The 16,072-nt window shown below is 74.5% G+C and carries 14 protein-coding genes; 6 read left to right on the forward strand and 8 right to left on the reverse strand.

All coding sequences use genetic code 11. The features are described 5' to 3' along the window. Positions 1-50: 50 nt before the first annotated feature. Positions 51-1,094, forward strand: coding sequence for an NAD(P)-dependent alcohol dehydrogenase (locus QSJ60_RS15195; RefSeq protein WP_285464219.1), 1,044 nt, complete (start codon positions 51-53; stop codon positions 1,092-1,094). Continuing rightward, positions 1,091-1,528 carry a hypothetical protein gene (locus QSJ60_RS15200; RefSeq protein ID WP_285464221.1) on the forward strand — a complete coding sequence of 146 codons (438 nt, stop codon included), beginning with the start codon at positions 1,091-1,093 and terminating at the stop codon, positions 1,526-1,528. Before QSJ60_RS15195 ends, QSJ60_RS15200 begins: the two co-directional genes overlap by 4 nt. Before the next feature lie 70 nt (positions 1,529-1,598). Here QSJ60_RS15200 and QSJ60_RS15205 read toward each other — a convergent pair whose 3' ends face one another. Then, positions 1,599-1,928: a DMT family transporter gene (locus tag QSJ60_RS15205; RefSeq protein WP_189086603.1), complete on the reverse strand. Its 330-nt coding sequence runs from the start codon at positions 1,926-1,928 to the stop codon at positions 1,599-1,601. Positions 1,929-2,111: 183 nt separating this feature from the next. Continuing rightward, positions 2,112-2,396 (reverse strand): antibiotic biosynthesis monooxygenase family protein, encoded by a 285-nt coding sequence (locus QSJ60_RS15210; protein WP_285464223.1) that lies wholly within the window; start codon positions 2,394-2,396, stop codon positions 2,112-2,114. A gap of 105 nt (positions 2,397-2,501) precedes the next feature. On the opposite strand from QSJ60_RS15210, the gene QSJ60_RS15215 reads away from it, so the two are divergent. From QSJ60_RS15215 to QSJ60_RS15225, 3 genes are all read left to right on the forward strand, one after another. Beyond that, the gene (locus QSJ60_RS15215) at positions 2,502-3,797 is read left to right on the forward strand and encodes an O-acetylhomoserine aminocarboxypropyltransferase/cysteine synthase family protein (RefSeq protein WP_285464224.1); all 1,296 of its coding nucleotides are present in this window, start codon (positions 2,502-2,504) and stop codon (positions 3,795-3,797) included. Then, positions 3,794-4,387 carry a CoA-binding protein gene (locus QSJ60_RS15220; protein WP_285464226.1) on the forward strand — a complete coding sequence of 198 codons (594 nt, stop codon included), beginning with the start codon at positions 3,794-3,796 and terminating at the stop codon, positions 4,385-4,387. The genes QSJ60_RS15215 and QSJ60_RS15220 overlap by 4 nt, the downstream gene beginning before the upstream one ends. A 93-nt stretch (positions 4,388-4,480) precedes the next feature. Next, positions 4,481-7,765, forward strand: a complete 3,285-nt coding sequence (locus QSJ60_RS15225; protein WP_285464227.1) for an AfsR/SARP family transcriptional regulator — start codon at positions 4,481-4,483, stop codon at positions 7,763-7,765. 15 nt (positions 7,766-7,780) lie between these two features. Here QSJ60_RS15225 and QSJ60_RS15230 read toward each other — a convergent pair whose 3' ends face one another. Both QSJ60_RS15230 and QSJ60_RS15235 read right to left on the reverse strand, forming a co-directional pair. Beyond that, complete coding sequence (locus QSJ60_RS15230) at positions 7,781-8,596, reverse strand: ABC transporter permease (protein WP_285464228.1); 816 nt, start codon at positions 8,594-8,596, stop codon at positions 7,781-7,783. Continuing rightward, positions 8,593-9,603, reverse strand: a complete 1,011-nt coding sequence (locus QSJ60_RS15235; protein ID WP_285464229.1) for an ATP-binding cassette domain-containing protein — start codon at positions 9,601-9,603, stop codon at positions 8,593-8,595. The genes QSJ60_RS15230 and QSJ60_RS15235 overlap by 4 nt, the downstream gene beginning before the upstream one ends. 142 nt (positions 9,604-9,745) lie before the next feature. Here QSJ60_RS15235 and QSJ60_RS15240 point away from each other — a divergent pair, with 142 nt between their 5' ends. Beyond that, complete coding sequence (locus QSJ60_RS15240; protein ID WP_285464231.1) at positions 9,746-11,134, forward strand: L-serine ammonia-lyase; 1,389 nt, start codon at positions 9,746-9,748, stop codon at positions 11,132-11,134. A gap of 129 nt (positions 11,135-11,263) precedes the next feature. On the opposite strand, the gene QSJ60_RS15245 is transcribed toward QSJ60_RS15240, so the two are convergent. The 4 genes from QSJ60_RS15245 to QSJ60_RS15260 form a co-directional block, all read right to left on the reverse strand. After that, positions 11,264-11,788 (reverse strand): rhodanese-like domain-containing protein, encoded by a 525-nt coding sequence (locus tag QSJ60_RS15245; protein ID WP_230767925.1) that lies wholly within the window; start codon positions 11,786-11,788, stop codon positions 11,264-11,266. 91 nt (positions 11,789-11,879) lie between these two features. After that, the gene (locus QSJ60_RS15250; protein ID WP_285464235.1) at positions 11,880-13,148 is read right to left on the reverse strand and encodes a M18 family aminopeptidase; all 1,269 of its coding nucleotides are present in this window, start codon (positions 13,146-13,148) and stop codon (positions 11,880-11,882) included. A gap of 10 nt (positions 13,149-13,158) precedes the next feature. Continuing rightward, complete coding sequence (locus tag QSJ60_RS15255; RefSeq protein ID WP_285464236.1) at positions 13,159-14,085, reverse strand: J domain-containing protein; 927 nt, start codon at positions 14,083-14,085, stop codon at positions 13,159-13,161. A 72-nt stretch (positions 14,086-14,157) separates the two neighbouring features. Further along, positions 14,158-15,933: a methyltransferase gene (locus QSJ60_RS15260; RefSeq protein WP_285464238.1), complete on the reverse strand. Its 1,776-nt coding sequence runs from the start codon at positions 15,931-15,933 to the stop codon at positions 14,158-14,160. Positions 15,934-16,072 lie beyond the last annotated feature (139 nt).

Below are 16,072 nucleotides of genomic sequence, written 5' to 3' on the forward strand. Positions count from 1 at the left end.
GTGTAAGGCTACCGTGGACGCCATCAGACTTACAGGCGTAAGGGAGCAGCATGCGTGCAGTCGTCGTCGAACGCTACGGCCCGCCAGAGGTGGCGAGGCTCGTCGAGCGGCCGGACCCCGTGCCCGGGCCCGGGCAGGTGCTCGTCCGCGTGGAAGCCAGCACGGTGAACTCGGGCGACGCCCGCATCCGCGCCGGCCGCTTCCCGGATGGCTTCGGGGCGGTCGCGCGCCTCGCCTTCGGATTCCGCGGGCCTCGGCGGCCGGTGCTCGGCAACGTGGTATCCGGCGTCGTCGTCGCCGTCGGCCCGGAGCCGCGCGGACGCGCCGCCGCACGGCTCGCCGGCGCCCCCGGCGCGCGACTCGCCATCGGCGACCGGGTCTGCGGCATGACCGGGGCCGCCATGGGCGCGCACGCCGAACTGGTCGCCATCGCCCGCGGCAAGCTCGCGCCCATCCCCGCCGACGTCTCGTTCGATGACGCCGCGGGCGTGCTCTTCGGCGGCAGCACCGCGCTGCACTACCTGACCGACAAGGGCGGCGTCCGCGCCGGGCACCGCGTGCTCGTCATCGGCGCCTCCGGGGCGGTCGGCACGAGCGCGGTGCAGCTCGCGAAGCACTTCGGCGCCCAGGTGACCGCGGTCACGAGCGCCCGCAACGCCGCGCTCGCGACCGAGCTCGGCGCCGATCGCGTCCTCAACTACCGGGAGGCCCCGCCCGAGGAGCTCGACGAGCGCTTCGACCTCGTGCTCGACACCGTCGGCGCGCTCTCCCCCGCCACCGGCCGGCCCCTGCTCGCCGACGGCGGCCGGCTGCTCCTCGTCGTCGCGAGCCTCGGCGAGACGATCACCGCCAGGGGCCCGGTGAAGACCGGTCCCGCTCCCGAGCGGGCCGAGAGCTTCGCGAGCCTGCTCGAGCTCGTCGCCGAGGGGCGGCTCCGGGTCGTGCACGAAGCCGCGCTGCCGCTCGATCGGATCGCGGAGGCCTACGCCCTGGTCGACAGCGGCCGCAAGGTCGGCAATCTCGTCGTGCATCCGCAGCCCGCGAGCATCCGCCCACGATCCGCGCAGCAGCGGCCGGAACGGACCCCGTCGTGAGCGCCGAGACGGCCGAAGCGGTCGGCACGGCGGCCGGTGCCGCGGCCGGCACCGTCGTCGGCATGGACCCCGTGCGCATCGTGCTCGCCGGCGCCTGGATCTCGCTCATGCTCATCTACCTGCTCGGCGACGTGCTGCGGATCTTCTCGGGCGACGCGACCCTCGGCCGCATCGACGGCACCGCGACCACGAGCGGCATGTGGCTCGCGGCGGCGCTCATCATGCTCGTGCCGATCGCGATGATCCTCGTCTCGCTGCTCACCCCGGCCGAGCCGCTGCGCTGGACCACGGTCGTCGTCTCGGCGGCGCTCGTCGTCTTCAACCTGTTCGGGATGCCCTATCCCGGGCTCTACGACAATGTGCTGCTCATCGTGAGCTTCGGGGTGAACGGCCTGCTCATCTGGCAGGCGCTCGCCTGGCGGCCGCTCGACTGACCGACCACGGGCGAGCGCAGCCCCGGCGAGCGCGGGCCTAGTGGCCCGAGCCGCACCGGCGAGCGCGGGCCTAGTGGCCCGAGCCGCCGTCGACGAACTTCAGGCCCACGACGCAGCCGACGAGTCCGACGAGGAGCGCGATCTTGATCCACGACACCTCGGTGTCGCCCGTGACCATCGCCCAGACCACGGTGAGCGCCGCGCCGATGCCGACCCACACGGCGTACGCCGTGCCCGTCGAGATGTCGCGCATGGCCCAGGCGAGGCCGCCCATCGAGAGCGCGAGCGCGCCGAAGAAGATGACCGAGGGCCAGAGCTTCGTGAAGCCCTCGGACTTGCCGAGCGCCGTCGCCCAGACGGCCTCGAGAACACCGGATGCGATGAGGATGACCCACGCCATGACGACACACTCCTGACTCGTTCGGCATCGATCGTACGGATGCCGTGCGCCAGTCGTCGTGTCCGGGTACTGGGTGCCCTCGTCCGGTGGCCGCCCCGATCGGGCGACCCGGACTTCAGCGTAGCAATCCTCGCTGATCAGGGGCTGTGCACCCCGCGGCGCCGCCGCCCACGGAAGCCGGTGTCAAGCCAGCGCGACCCCGGTGAAGTGCTCGACGACGGGGAACGGCGCGTAGAAGCCGTGCAGCAGCTCCCGCCATCGGCCGTACTGCGCCGAGCCTCGGAAGCCGGGATCGTGCGCCTCGACCGACTCCCAGCGCACGAGCAGCAGGTACTCGTTCGGCGTCTCGATCGAGCGGGAGAGCTCGAGCCCTCCGAACCCGGGCATCGCCGCGATGATCGCCTTCGCCTCGGCGAAGGCCGCCTCGCGGCCCGGGACGACGGGCAGGATGGCGTGCTCGAGGATCATCGCGCCAGCGTAGCGGCGGGCCGGACTCCGCGAGCAGCGCGACGCGCATTGCCCCGCGTTACGGCGGGGCCCCGGACGAGCGGATGGCCCGGCTAGCGTTACGGCATGGCAGACCGCGAATACGGCTTCAAGACCCGCGCCATCCACGCGGGCAACATCCCCGACCAGGTGACGGGCTCGCGGGCCCTGCCGATCTACCAGACGAGCGCCTACGTCTTCGACGACACGGCCGACGCCGCCGCCCGCTTCGCACTGCAGAAGTACGGCAACATCTACTCGCGCCTCGCCAACCCGACCGTCGCGAGCTTCGAGGAGCGCGTCGCGAGCCTCGAGGGCGGGCTCGGCGCGGTGGCGACCGCGAGCGGCCTGAGCGCGCAGTACATCACCTTCGCGAGCCTCGTCGGCGCCGGCGACCACCTCGTCGCCTCGGCGAACCTCTACGGCGGCTCCATCACCCAGCTCGACGTGACCCTCCGCCGTTTCGGCGTCGAGACGACGTTCGTGGCGAGCTCGGATGCCGAGGCCTACGCCGCGGAGATCCGGGACTCCACCAAGGCGATCTTCGTCGAGACGATCGCGAACCCCTCGGGCGAGATCGCCGACCTCGAGGCCCTCGCGGACGTCGCGCACGCCCACGGCATCCCGCTCATCGTCGACTCGACGATCGCGACGCCCTACCTGAACCGGCCGATCGAGTGGGGCGCCGACATCGTCACGCACTCGGCGACGAAGTTCCTCGGCGGGCACGGCACGACGCTCGGCGGCGTCGTCGTCGAGTCCGGCCGATTCCACTGGCACTCGGAGAAGTTCCCGCTTTTCGGCCAGCCGGTGCCGAGCTACGGCGGACTCGAGTGGAGCGGCAACTTCGGCGAGTACGCCTTCCTCACCCGGCTGCGCGCCGAGCAGCTGCGCGACATCGGCCCCTCGCTCGCTCCGCACTCGGCGTTCCTCCTCGCCCAGGGCGTCGAGACCCTGCCGTACCGGATCCAGGCGCACGTCGACAACGCGCGCACCGTCGCGAACTGGCTCGCCGAGGACCCCCGCATCGAGCGCGTCTTCTGGGCCGGACTCGAGGGGCACCCGCATCATGAGCGTGCGAAGAAGTACCTGCCGCTCGGCCCCGGCTCCGTGTTCAGCTTCGAGGTGAAGGGCGGCCGCCAGGTCGGCCAGCAGCTCATCGAGTCGGTGAACCTCGCGAGCCACCTGGCGAACATCGGCGACGCGAAGACCCTCATCATCCACCCTGCCTCGACGACGCACGCGCAGCTCACCGAGCAGCAGCTCCTCGACGCGGGCGTCGCGCCCGGCGTCATCCGCCTCTCCGTCGGCATCGAGGACGTCGACGACATCATCTACGATCTCGACCAGGCGCTCGCGGCCGCGACAGGGGGCACCCGATGACCGACACGACGACGGCGCCCGTCGCCGAGGAGCTCGAGACCGTCCGGCTCGTGAACGGCCTCAGCTGCGAGCTGCCGGCCGACTCGCCCCTCGCGAAGCTGCTGCGCTCGCAGCGCACCTGGACCGGCCCCGACGCGAAGGCGCGGCTGCGCATCCTGAACGCCGCGAAGTCGATCGCGATCGTCGGTGCCTCGCCGAAGCCGCAGCGCTCGAGCTACTTCGTGGGCACCTACCTGCAGCAGTCGAGCGACTACCGACTGTACTTCGTGAACCCGAACGAGACGGAGATCCTGGGCGAACCGGCGTACCCGAGCCTCGCCGCCCTGCCGGAGGTGCCCGACGTCGTCGTCGTGTTCCGCCGCGGCAGCGACATCCCCCAGGTGGTCGACGAGGTCGTCGCCGCGGGCGCGAAGACGATCTGGGTGCAGCTCGGCATCTGGAACGAGGAGGCCGCCTACTACGGCGAGGAGCAGGGCCTGACCGTCGTCATGGACCGCTGCATCAAGGTCGAGCACGCCCGCTTCCACGGCGGCCTGCACCTGCTGGGCTTCGACACCGGGCAGATCAGCGCGCGCAAGACCGCCCGCTGAGGCTGGTTCGCTGAGGCTGGTTCGCTGAGCTGGTCGAAGCGCCCCTCGACCAGCTCGGGCGACCGCACGGCCGCCGGCACTAGGCTCGACCGCGTGCTGAACGCCGATCGAACGGGCGAGGGTGCGCCGAGCGTCGGCGTGCTCGGCCCCGTCGTGGTCGCGGACGCGAGCGGATGCCTCGTCGAGCCGCCGGGCGCGCTCGCGAAGGCCCTCGTCGCGGTGCTCGTCGCGATCCCCCGCCGCCCGGGCGACGTGGTCGGCATCGACACGATCATCGACGAGCTGTGGGGCGACGCCCCGCCGCGGCATCCGCGCGCCGCACTGCAGACGCTCGTGAGCCGGGTGCGCCGGCTCGCCCCCGAGCTCATCCGCTCGTCCCCCGCCGGCTACGCGCTCGCCATCGAGCCGAGCACGGTCGACCTCACCGCGGCCGAGCTCGCCGCGGAGCCGGGCGGCCCCCGCAGTGAGGAGGCGGGCGACGCGGGCGCGGAGCTCCTGGTGGTCGACGCCGTCCTCGCCCGTTGGCGCGGCGAACCCGGCGAAGACCTCGGCGGGGCACCCGTCGCCGACGCGCTGGCCGCCCGGGCCGCGACCGCGCGGGAGCGCCTCCTGCGCCGCCGAGCGGAGCTCCTCGCCGCGGGCGGCACCGCCCACGACGAGACCGCCGAGGCGTACGCGGCGCTCTCGCAGCGGCATCCGCTGGACGAGGCCGCCGTCGCCGGACGCCTCGAGGCCTTGGCCGCAGCCGGCCGCCGCGCCGAGGCGCTCGCCGAGTTCGCCGCGTTCCGCGAACGGCTCGCCGAGGAGCTCGGCGTCGACCCCTCGCCGGCGCTCGTCGAGGTGCACGCACGACTGCTGCGGGAATCGCCCCGGGCCGGCGAAGCTGAGGCGGCGACCGGCGCCGCGGCGAGCGCGCCGGCACCGGCACCGGCACTCGGCGGGGGCATCCGCCTCGGCCTCCGCGCGGCGCCGAACCCGCTCCTCGGCCGCGACGACGACGTGCGCGAGGTCGAGCGACTGCTGCGCGAGCACCGCCTGGTGACGGTGCTCGGCGCGGGCGGGCTCGGCAAGACCCGGCTCGCCCAGGCGGTCGCGGCCCGGTTCCCGGCGCCGTCGGTCGTCGTCGTCGAACTCGCGGGCGTCCGCGACGACGACGACATCGAGCTCGCGCTCGGTTCGGCGCTCGCCCTGCGCGAGGCCCGCTCCGCCAGGTTGGCCGACGCCGCGAGCCGTCCGGAGCTCCGGCAGCGGATCGAGGCGCGCCTCGGCGAGGCGCCGACCCTGCTCGTCCTCGACAACTGCGAGCAGATCATCGACGGCGCCGCCGGCTGGGCCGCCGAGCTCCTCGCCTCGGCCCCGGAGCTGACGATCCTCGCGACGAGCCGCAGCCCGCTCGCGATCGGCGCCGAGCGCGTCGTGCCGCTGGCTCCGCTCGCGGTGCGCGAGGGGGCGGCGATCGGACCGGCGGGGCGGCTGTTCCGCGACCGCGCGCTCGCCGTCCGGCCCGACGCCGCCCTGCCCGACGACGTCGTCGACCGGCTCTGCGCGCGGCTCGACGGGCTGCCCCTCGCCATCGAGCTCGCCGCCGCCCGGGTCCGCTCCATGTCGGTCGCCGAGATCGAGGCCCGCCTCGACAACCGCTTCGCACTGCTCTCGAACGGGGATCGGAGCGCGCCCGAGCGGCAGCGCACCCTGGAGGCGGTCATCGAGTGGAGCTGGGCTCTGCTCGACGAGGCCGAGCAGCACGGCCTCGCGCGCCTGTCCTGGTTCGCCGACGGCTTCGGGGTGGACGCCGCCGAGCTCGTGCTCGGCGACGATGCGCTCCGCGTGCTCGACGGGCTCGTCGCCCATTCGCTCCTCACGGTGCAGGAATCGAGCGAGGGCGCCGTGCGGTACCGGATGCTCGAGACGGTGCGCGAGTTCGGTCAGCTCCGGCTCGAGCGCGAGGGGGCCACCGTCGAGGCGAGGGACGCCATGGCCCGCTGGGCCGAGCGCGTCTCCGAGCTCCCCTTCGTCGGCGGCGGGGAGGAGCAGCTGCGGGCGCTCCGCCGCCTGCGCCTCGAGGAGGAGAACCTCGTGGAGGTGCTGCGCCGCGCCATCGCCGAGGAGCGGGTGCCCACCGTGCTCCGGGTCTACGCCGCGCTGGCCTACTTCTGGAGCGTGCGCAGCGCGCACGCCGAGGTGATGACCTTCGGCCGGGCGGCGCTCGCGGCCACCCGGCACGGCGCGCGCGGGCCGGAGCTCGCGGTGCCCGCACTGCTCACCGCCGTCTTCGCGGCCTCCACGGCCATGGCCTACGACGCGGCGACCGCCGCGCGGGCCCTCGCCCGGCTGAAGGCGCACGCGCGCGACGGCTGGCCGGTGCCGGAGTGGCTGCGCGGCATCGCGGGCTTCCTGCAGGCCGGCGATCTCGAACGGGCGGTCGGGCAGCTCGTCGCCATGAGCGAGTCCGACGACCGATCGACCGCCCTGGTCGGAGCGCTCCTGCGCACTCAGTTCGAGGAGAACGCGGGCGACCCCGAGGCCGCGACGGAGCACGCGCACCACGCGCACGCGCTCGCCCGACGGGTCGGCGACGTCTGGGCCGAGTCGATGTCCGCGATGATGCTGGCCCAGCTCGCGAGCCAGACCGGGCATCCGGAGGCGGCGCTGCGCTGGGCCGAGTCCGCCGAGGCGGGCCTCCGGCTCCTCGATTCCGAGCCCGACCTCGTGCAGCTGGAGTGGATGCGGGCGGGCAATCTGCTCTCGGCGGGACGCCTCGAGGAGGCGCGGCCCCTCATCACGGAGTTCGCATCGAGCGAGCGGCGGACCGCTGACGGGCTCGGCCTGGCCACCGTGGGCGAGCTGGGCCTGTCCGAGCTCGCGCGCGCGGAGGGCCGGATGGCGGATGCCGCGAGCCACGCCCGCACCGCGCTCGACTCCTTCGGGGTCGCCGAACGCTCCTCCCCCTGGTACCTCATGGTGCTCGCGGACCTCGTCTCCGCTGCCGCGCACGACGAGCGGGATGCGGAGGACGCCGCGTTCTGGGCCGCCCGCATCCGGTACCGCACACTCGGGCTGCACCGCGCCTGGTCGAGCTACACCGACAAGCCGGTGCTCGGCACCGCCGCCCTCGGCTGGTCGGCGTGGGCCATCCGCCGCCCCGAGCTCCGCGAGCGCGGGCTGGAGCTCCTCGCCCTGGCCGAACGCCTCCGGGCGCGCCAGGACCTGCCCGGTCTACGCCTCGCGACCCACCTCGGCGACGCCGAGGGCCTCGTCGGCCGGGCTGCGGTCGAGCAGGCGCGCTCGGCGGCGGCAGCACTCGACCCCGAGGCCCGGGTGGCGCGGACGCGCGAGCTCCTCGCACGTCCGCTGCCGACCACGGGCCCCGGGGCCTGAGTCGCGCGCAGGCGGTTAAGCCTTCCGCATGTAGGCACGCACCGTGAGCGGGGCGAACACCGCGACCACGACCGCCGCGCCCAGGAGGGTGGCGAACAGGTCGCCCGTGACGTCGGTGCCCATCGTGAGGCCGCGGGCGGCGGTCACGAGGTGCGAGACGGGGTTGATGCCGACGAACCACTGCAGCCAGTCGGGCATGGTGTCGGCCGGCACGTACGCGTTCGAGAGGAACGTCAGCGGGAACAGCACGAGGAACGAGATGCCCTGCACCGAGCCGGCCGAGCGGGCGATGACGCCGAAGAACGCGAAGATCCAGCTGAGCGCCCACGCCGCCACGATGACCACGACGCTCGCCGCGAGGACGCCGCCGAAGCCGGCCTCGGGGCGGAAGCCCATCAGGTACCCGGTGACGAACGTGAGCGTCGTCGCGATGCCGTAGCGCACCGTGTCGGCGAGCAGCGCGCCGGCGAGCGGGGCGACGCGCGCGATCGGCAGCGAGCGGAAGCGGTCGAACACGCCCTTGTCCATGTCCTCGCGCAGCTGCACGCCGGTGACGACCGAGGTCGTGATGACGGTCTGCACGAGGATGCCGGGCAGGAAGAACGGCAGGTAGCTGAGCGCGTCGCCCGCGATCGCGCCGCCGAAGATGTACGTGAACATCAGGGTGAACAGAATCGGCTGCAGCGTCACGTCGACGAGCTGCTCGGGGGTGCGCTTGATCTTCAGCAGGCCGCGGTACGCCATGCTGAGCGAGTTCCGCACGGTCTGGCCGAGACTGACATGGTTCTTCAGGCTGCGCGCGGCGCCCGGGACGATGGTGGTGGTGGTCATGCGCGGCTCCCTTCGAGCTGCGGTTCGGCCGAGGCGTCGTCGGCGGAATCGTCCGCCTCGACGCCGTGGCCGGTGAGAGTGAGGAAGACCTCGTCGAGCGTCGGCTTCTGCACGCTCAGCTCGGTCAGGTGGATGCCGGCCTCCCGGAGCGTGACGAGCAGCTCCGTGACGCGGTCGGCGTCCCGCATGGGGGCGGTGAGCCGGCCCGCTTCCGGGCTCGTGGTGGCGCGCACGCCGAGCACGCGCTCGATCGCGGCCTGCGCGTCGCCGAGGTCGCGCGGATCGGCGACCCGAAGCTGCAGGCTCGAGGAGCCGACCGAGGCCTTCAGCTCGTCCGCCGTGCCCTCGGCGACGACCCGCCCGCGGTCGATGACCGCGATGCGGTCGGCGAGCTGGTCGGCCTCGTCGAGGTACTGGGTGGTGAGCAGCACGGTCGAGCCGCTCGAGACGAGCCGGCGGATCGTGTCCCACATCTGCGCGCGGGTGCGCGGGTCGAGGCCGGTGGTCGGCTCGTCGAGGAAGATGAGCGGAGGCTGCGCGATGAGGCTCGCGGCGAGGTCGAGCCGGCGCCGCATGCCGCCGGAGAACTGCTTCAGGGGGCGCTTCGCGGCATCCGTCAGGCCGAACTCCTCGAGGAGCTCGGCGGCCTTGCGCTTCGCCTCGGCGCGGCCGAGCCCGAGCAGTCGGGAGAACAGCACGAGGTTCTCGGTCGCCGAGAGCGTCTCGTCGACCGAGGCGTACTGGCCGGTGACGCCGATGAGCTGTCGCACGAGCTGCGGCTCCTTCACGACGTCGTGCCCGAAGATGCGGGCGGCGCCGGCGTCGGGGCGCAGCAGGGTCGCGAGCATGGAGATCGTGGTGGTCTTGCCGGCCCCGTTCGGGCCGAGGACGCCGTAGACCGTGCCGCTCGCGACGCGCAGGTCCACGCCGTCGACGGCGCGGTTGGCGCCGAAGGTCTTCACGAGGCCGTCGGCCTCGATCGCCCAGCTGGGATCAGTGAGGTTCATGCCCCCAAGGCTGCCGCGGCCCGCTTGCACGGCGCTGCCACGGCGCTGTCATGCCGCGGTCGCGGCGTGTGCGGCGGGCAGCACGCACGATTCTGCGATTTCTCGAGGCATCCGTGCGCGAGAACGCGCGTACCCTGGTGTGGTGACAGCGTTCGTCTCCGCCCTCGATCTCTTCTCGATCGGCATCGGGCCCTCGAGCTCCCACACCGTCGGGCCGATGCGGGCCGCGACGGCGTTCGTCGACCGGCTCGACGAGGCCGGCCTCACCGAGCGGGTCGCCCGCGTCAGCTGCTCGCTCTACGGCTCGCTCGGCGCCACCGGCCTCGGCCACGGCACCCCCGACGCCGTCGTCGCGGGCCTCGCCGGCCTCCGGCCGCACGACTGCGACCCCGACGAGGTGCGCGGCGCCTGGCAGCGACTCGACTCCGAGGGCTCGGAGCTCCGCCTCGGCGGGCGCCACCCGATCCGGCTGCGCCCGAGCGACATCACCCTCGAACCGCGCACCCGACTGCCCGGCCACCCGAACGCCCTCACCCTGCAGGCCTGGGACGCCGACGGCGCCCTGCCGATCGCCGAGGAGACCTACTACTCCGTCGGCGGCGGCTTCATCCGCCGCGACGGCGACCCCGCCACCGAGGCCGAGGCGCTGCGGCATCCGCTTCCCTATTCGACCGCCGCCGAGCTGCTCGAGCTCTGCGACGAGCACGGCGTCTCGCTCTGCGACGTGGCCCGGCACAACGAGGTCGCCGTGCACGGCGAGGCCGGCATCGACGAGGGCCTCGACGCGATCTGGGCGGCGATGGCCGAGTGCGTCTCGCACGGCCTCGCGACGGAGGGCGAGCTGCCCGGCGGGCTCCGGGTGAAGCGCCGCGCCTCCCAGGTGCGCCGGCAGCTCGAGGCGTACGACCGCGACGAGCTCGAGGCCGCCGCGCACCGCGACACCTCGACGGAGTGGCTGCACGCCTTCGCCCTCGCCGTGAACGAGGAGAACGCCTCGGGCGGTCGCGTCGTCACCGCGCCGACGAACGGCGCGGCCGGCATCCTGCCCGCCGTCGGCCACTACTACCTGCGTTTCGTCCCCGGCGCTGACCAGGCCGGCATCCGCCGCTTCCTGCTCACCGCCTCCGCGATCGCGAGCCTCGTGAAGAAGAACGCGTCCATCTCGGGCGCCGAGGGCGGCTGCCAGGCCGAGGTGGGCTCCGCGTGCGCGATGGCGGCCGGCGCGCTCTGCGCGGTGCTCGGCGGAACGCCGCGGCAGATCGAGAACGCCGCGGAGATCGCCATGGAGCACCACCTGGGCCTCACCTGCGACCCGGTCGCCGGCCTCGTGCAGGTGCCCTGCATCGAGCGGAACGCGATCGCCGCCTCGACCGCGGTCTCGGCGGCGCGGCTCGCGCTGCACGGCGACGGCACGCACCTCGTCTCGCTCGACACCGTCATCGAGACGATGCGGCAGACGGGCCTCGACATGATGACGAAGTACAAGGAGACGAGCGAGGGCGGCCTCGCGGTGAACGTCATCGAGTGCTGAGCCGCCCGAGTGGGTAACTCGGTCGGCGCAGATGTCGCGGTCGGCGCGGATGCCTCGGTCGGCGCGGATGCCTCGTGGGTCGGGCGGACGTCCCGCGGTGTCCCGGCCGGGGGACGCCCGCCCGGGCCGTCAGCAGGCGCAGGCGATTGCGCCCGGCGCGGCCGGGTCGCCGTCGAGCTCGCGCCCGGCGGTGACGTTCGTGAGCGGATCGGCGGGCCGCACGCGCAGGCCCTCGTCGGTCTCGAAGGCGAAGCCCTCGCGCACCCAGTACTCGAAGCCCCCGATCATCTCCTTGACCGGGTGGCCGAGCCGCGCGAACTCGAGCGCCGCCCGCTGCGCCCCGTTGCAGCCGGGCCCCCAGCAGTAGACGACGACGGGGGTGCCCGCCGGGAGCGTCGCCGCCGCGTCCGCGGCGATCCGGCGGGTGGGCAGGTGCACGGCGCCCGGCACCCGCCCCTGCTGCCAGGACGCCTCGCTGCGGGTGTCCACGAGCACGAAGGCGCTGGGCTCCTCGCGGAGCGCGACGGCGACATCGGAGACGTCCGTCTCGAACGCGAGCCGCGCGGCGAAGTGGCGGGCGGCGGCATCCGGTGCGGCGACGTGCGCGAAGAGCGCTGAACTCGTGGCGGCGGGGCTCGTGGCGGCGTCGGTCATGCCTCGAGCCTGGCAGGATCCCGGCGCCGCGCCCCCGACAGATTCCGCCGACGTGCCGCGAAATCCCGCCAGATGCCAGATGCGCCCCGGCTCAGCCGGCGAAGAAGGCGGTCACCGCCGCGCCGAGCGCGACGAGGTCGTCGACGTGGGCCAGCTCGCGCGCCGAGTGCATCGAGAGCAGCGGCACGCCGACGTCGACGGTGCGGATGCCGAGCCGGGTGGCCGAGATCGGGCCGATCGTGGAGCCGCACGGCACGGTGTTGTTCGAGACGAACGGCTGCGTCGGCACGCCGGCACGCTCGCAGGCGGCAGCCCACATGGCCGAGCCGAGGGCGTCGCTCGCGTAGCGCTGGTTCGCGTTGAGCTTCAGCAGCGGGCCGCCGCCGAGCACCGGCCGGTTGACGGGGTCGTGCCGCTCGGGGTGGTTCGGGTGCACGCCGTGCCCGGCGTCGGAGGACAGCAGCCAGGAGGCGGCCGCCGCGCGGCGCCGGTCCTCGGCGGTGGCGGCGAGACCGTCGCCGATGCGCGCGAGCACGTCCTCCAGGAACGGGCCGGCCGCGCCCGAGCGCGACTCCGAGCCGAGCTCCTCATGGTCGAAGGCGGCGAGCACGCTCAGGTGGCCGGCGTCCGACGGCGCCGCCAGCAGGGCCACGAGGCCCGCGTAGACGGAGCTGAGGTTGTCCATGCGGCCGGAGGCGAAGAACACGCCGTCGCGGCCGAAGCGCTGCGGCGGGGCGGTGTCGGCGAGCAGCACGTCGTAGCCGACGACGTCGGCCGCCGGCACCCCCGCGTCGGCGGCGAGCTCGGCGAGCACGTCGCCCTCCTCGCCCGCGCCCCAGACGGGCTGCACGTGCCGCTGCTTGTCGAGGGTGAGCGCCTTGTTCTGCTCGCGGTCGAGGTGGATCGCGAGCTGCGGGATGCGCAGCATCGGCCCGGTGCGGGCGAGGTGCTCGGCGCCGTCGCGCGTGACGAGGCGGCCGGCGAGCTCGAGCTCGCGGTCGAGCCAGGAGTTCAGCAGCGGACCGCCGTAGATCTCGACGCCCGCCTGGAGCAGGCCGGCCGAGGCCGTCGACGGGCTCGGCTTCAGCTTGAACGACGGCGAGTCGGTGTGCGCCCCGAGGATGCGCACCGGCGCGGTCGGCACGGCGCCGGCCGGCTCGACCCAGGCGATGACTGCGCCGTCGCGGACGACGACGCGGCGGCCCGGACCGCTCGGCCAGGCGTCCGCCTCGTCGAGCCGCTCGAAGCCGGCCGCCTCGAGCCGGCGGGCGACCTCGGCCGCGGCGTGGTACGAGGAGGGCGAGGCCTGCACGAAGGCGGCGAAGTCGTCGAGATAGGCGGTGGCGTCGATCGCGGGCATGCCTTCGACCCTACGCGAAGCGGATGACGGCCTGCAGCCGCGAGCGGACCTCCATCACGTCCGTACCGCCGAGGCTCGGCGACCCCGGGATCCCCTCGCGGATCGCGCTCAGGAGGCGCGAACGGCGCACGAGCGCCGTCGCCGCGCCGCGGATCGAGCCGCCGAGCTCGAGCGGCTCGGCCGCGTGCTCGTCGGGCACGACGACGAGGAGCGCCGTCGGCTTGACCTTCGCGGGCCGCGTGACGGCCTTCGCTCGGGCCGCGAGCGCCCGGAACGGCCGCTCCCCGTCGAGCCCCTCGCCGATGAGCTCGTTCCGGCGGAACCGCACCTCGCTGCCCCAGTCCTCCGACTGGACGGCGAACAGCCCAGTCGGGCCGAGCACGAGGTGGTCGAGCTTCGGGGGCAGCCCCGGCCCCGCGGCATCCGTCGCGACGTCGTGCCAGATCGTGTACGCGATGCCGAGCGTCGCGAGCGAGCGCGCGGTCGCCTCCTCGGCGAGCGCGTCGGCGAGCACGTGCCGGATGTCGCGGGGCGCGGCCCGCACGAGCGCGGGGTCGTAGGGGTCGGCGAGCTCCTGCCCCCGGCCGACCCACTCGCGGATGAGGGCGAGGTAGCGTTCGCGGTCGTAGCCGCCGGGATGCCCGTGCGAGCGGGCCTGCGGCCGCGAGTCCCGCCGAGGCCTCGGGGCCGCCGGCGCCCAGCTCTCCCGGGTGGGCGCGCTCGTGCCGGCGCCGCGGTCGAAGCGCGCGCGGGCCTCCGGGGTGCCGACGAGGGTCCAGGCCAGCTGCACCGCGTGGAAGCGGGCGGCGTCGCCGCCGGTGTCCGGGTGCGCCTCGCGCAGGGCGCGGCGGTAGGCGACGCGCAGGGCGGCGTCGTCGACGTCGACCGGGACGCCGAGCAGCTCGTACGGCGACGCGGACAGTGGACTCTCGGGCATGGGCTCGCTTTCGTGTGCGAGGTCGAGGATACCGCCGTCGGGCTGGACGGCGGCGGTGGGCGGTGCGCCGAGTCAGGCTGGGCCGGTGCCGGATCGGACTGGATCGGCCGGTCGCAGCAGCCCGCCCGCGACGAGCTCGCGGAGCGTCGGCGCGAGCTCGGCCCAGAGTTCCGCGCCGTCGGCCTCGAGCAGCTGCGCGATCGCGTCGGACAGCACGCCCGCGGGCAGCTCCCCGTCGGCGGCGCCGACGAAGGCGGCGAGCGCGGTGCCGGCGTCGACGACCCGGCCGAAGCCGCCACCCTGGCGCAGCAGGATGACGGTCGGCTGCTCGGCGCCCGGCCAGTGGTGGCGCTCCTCGGTGACGTCGGGCGCGACCTCCAGGCGGATGCCTCGCAGCGCCTCGTCGTCGAGCGGCGCGAGCGCGTCCATCGCGGCGAGCGCGCGCTCGAGGTGCGCCCCGAGCCCGCCGGATTCGGCGCCGAGCGGTCCGTGCAGGCGCTCCGCGCGGGCGATCCGGGCCGGAGCGTCGCCGGCGGGGCGGCGCAGCAGCACGTAGCCGAAGCCGACCGACTCGACCCCGCGCTCGGCGAAGTCTTCGAGCCAGGCGGCGTGCAAGCGCTCGAACTCGGCGGTGCCGGGGCGGGTGCCGCCGTCGCGGATCCAGGTCTCGGCGTACTCGCTCGGGTCCTGGCGCTCACGCTCGACGAGCCAGTACTCGAGCCCCGTGCCGTCGAGCCACGCGACGACGCGCTCGAGCCCGTCGGCGATGCCCTCGCCCGTCTCGGGATCGACGATGATCCGGTACTCCCAGTTCGCGAGCAGCTGGGCGATCCCGCCGGGCTCGAGATGCGCGGCCGCCCCGCGGATCACGGCTTCGACGAGCTCGTCGCCGGCGAGCCCGCCGTCGCGGTACTCGTAGCTCGGCACCTCCGGGCGGCGCGGGGTGATCACGAACGGCGGGTTCGACACGATGCGGTCGAAGCGCTCGCCGGCGACGGGCTCGTAGAGGCTGCCGAGGCGGAACTCGATCCCGGCCACTTCATTCAGCTCGGCGGCGAAGCGCGCGAACGCGAGCGCCCGCGCGGACACATCGGTCGCGACGACCCGCTCGCTGAAGCGGGCCGCGTGCAACGCCTGGATGCCGCTGCCGGTGCCGAGATCGAGGGCGGTGCGGGCGGGGCGTTGCAGGAGCAGCCCGCTGAGCGTGGTCGTCGCCCCGCCGATGCCGAGCACGTGGTCCTCGGCGAGCGCGGGCGCCGCGCCGGCGCCCGGCCCGGCCGCCGCTTCGCCGACGAGGGCGAGTTCGCCGAGGTCGGAAGCGAGCCACCACTCCCCCTCGCCTGCGGCGTCCGCGAAGCCGTACGGGCGCAGGTCGACGAGCGCCCGCACCGTCCCCGAGTCGGTGCGGGTGACGAGGCCGAGCCGCTCGGCGCCGTCGAACCCCAGCGCCGGGAGCGCGTGCGAGAGGGCGGCCGGCTGCGCGTCGGCGCCGAGGACGAAGAGCCGCACGAGCGCGGCGAGCGCCCGGATGCGGTCGGCCTCACCGTCGGGGTCCTCGTCGGGGCCGCCGTCGAGTCGGGCCAGCACGTGGTCGAGGGCGAGGAGGGCGGGCGCCCGGTGCCCGCGCTGGAGCGAGCGGCCGGGGTGGCTGCGGCCGTCGACCGCGGTGCGCTCCCAGAGCTCCTCGATCCGGGCGACCCGGAATCCCGCGGCGCCGAGGTCCGCCCGCAACGAGGCGACGAGCGCCCCGGTCTCGGCTTCGGGCGCCGCTCCGAAGCGTCGCACGAACACCGCCGCCCGGCCGCCGCCGAGCCGCGCCGAGGGATCGGGTTCGTTCGCTTCCGGCATCCTGGCCTCCTGGTCCTGCGCGCGGCGCGCGCGATCCATTCAAGCAGGCCTGCATCAATGCGAGCGGGCGGCAACCCACCACCGCGCCGTCACACGACCGAAACCTCACGGCCACCTCGTGCGTCGTCACGCCGAACCC

The organism is Agromyces sp. NBRC 114283 (assembly GCF_030268405.1).
GTDB classification, from domain to species: domain Bacteria; phylum Actinomycetota; class Actinomycetes; order Actinomycetales; family Microbacteriaceae; genus Agromyces; species Agromyces mediolanus.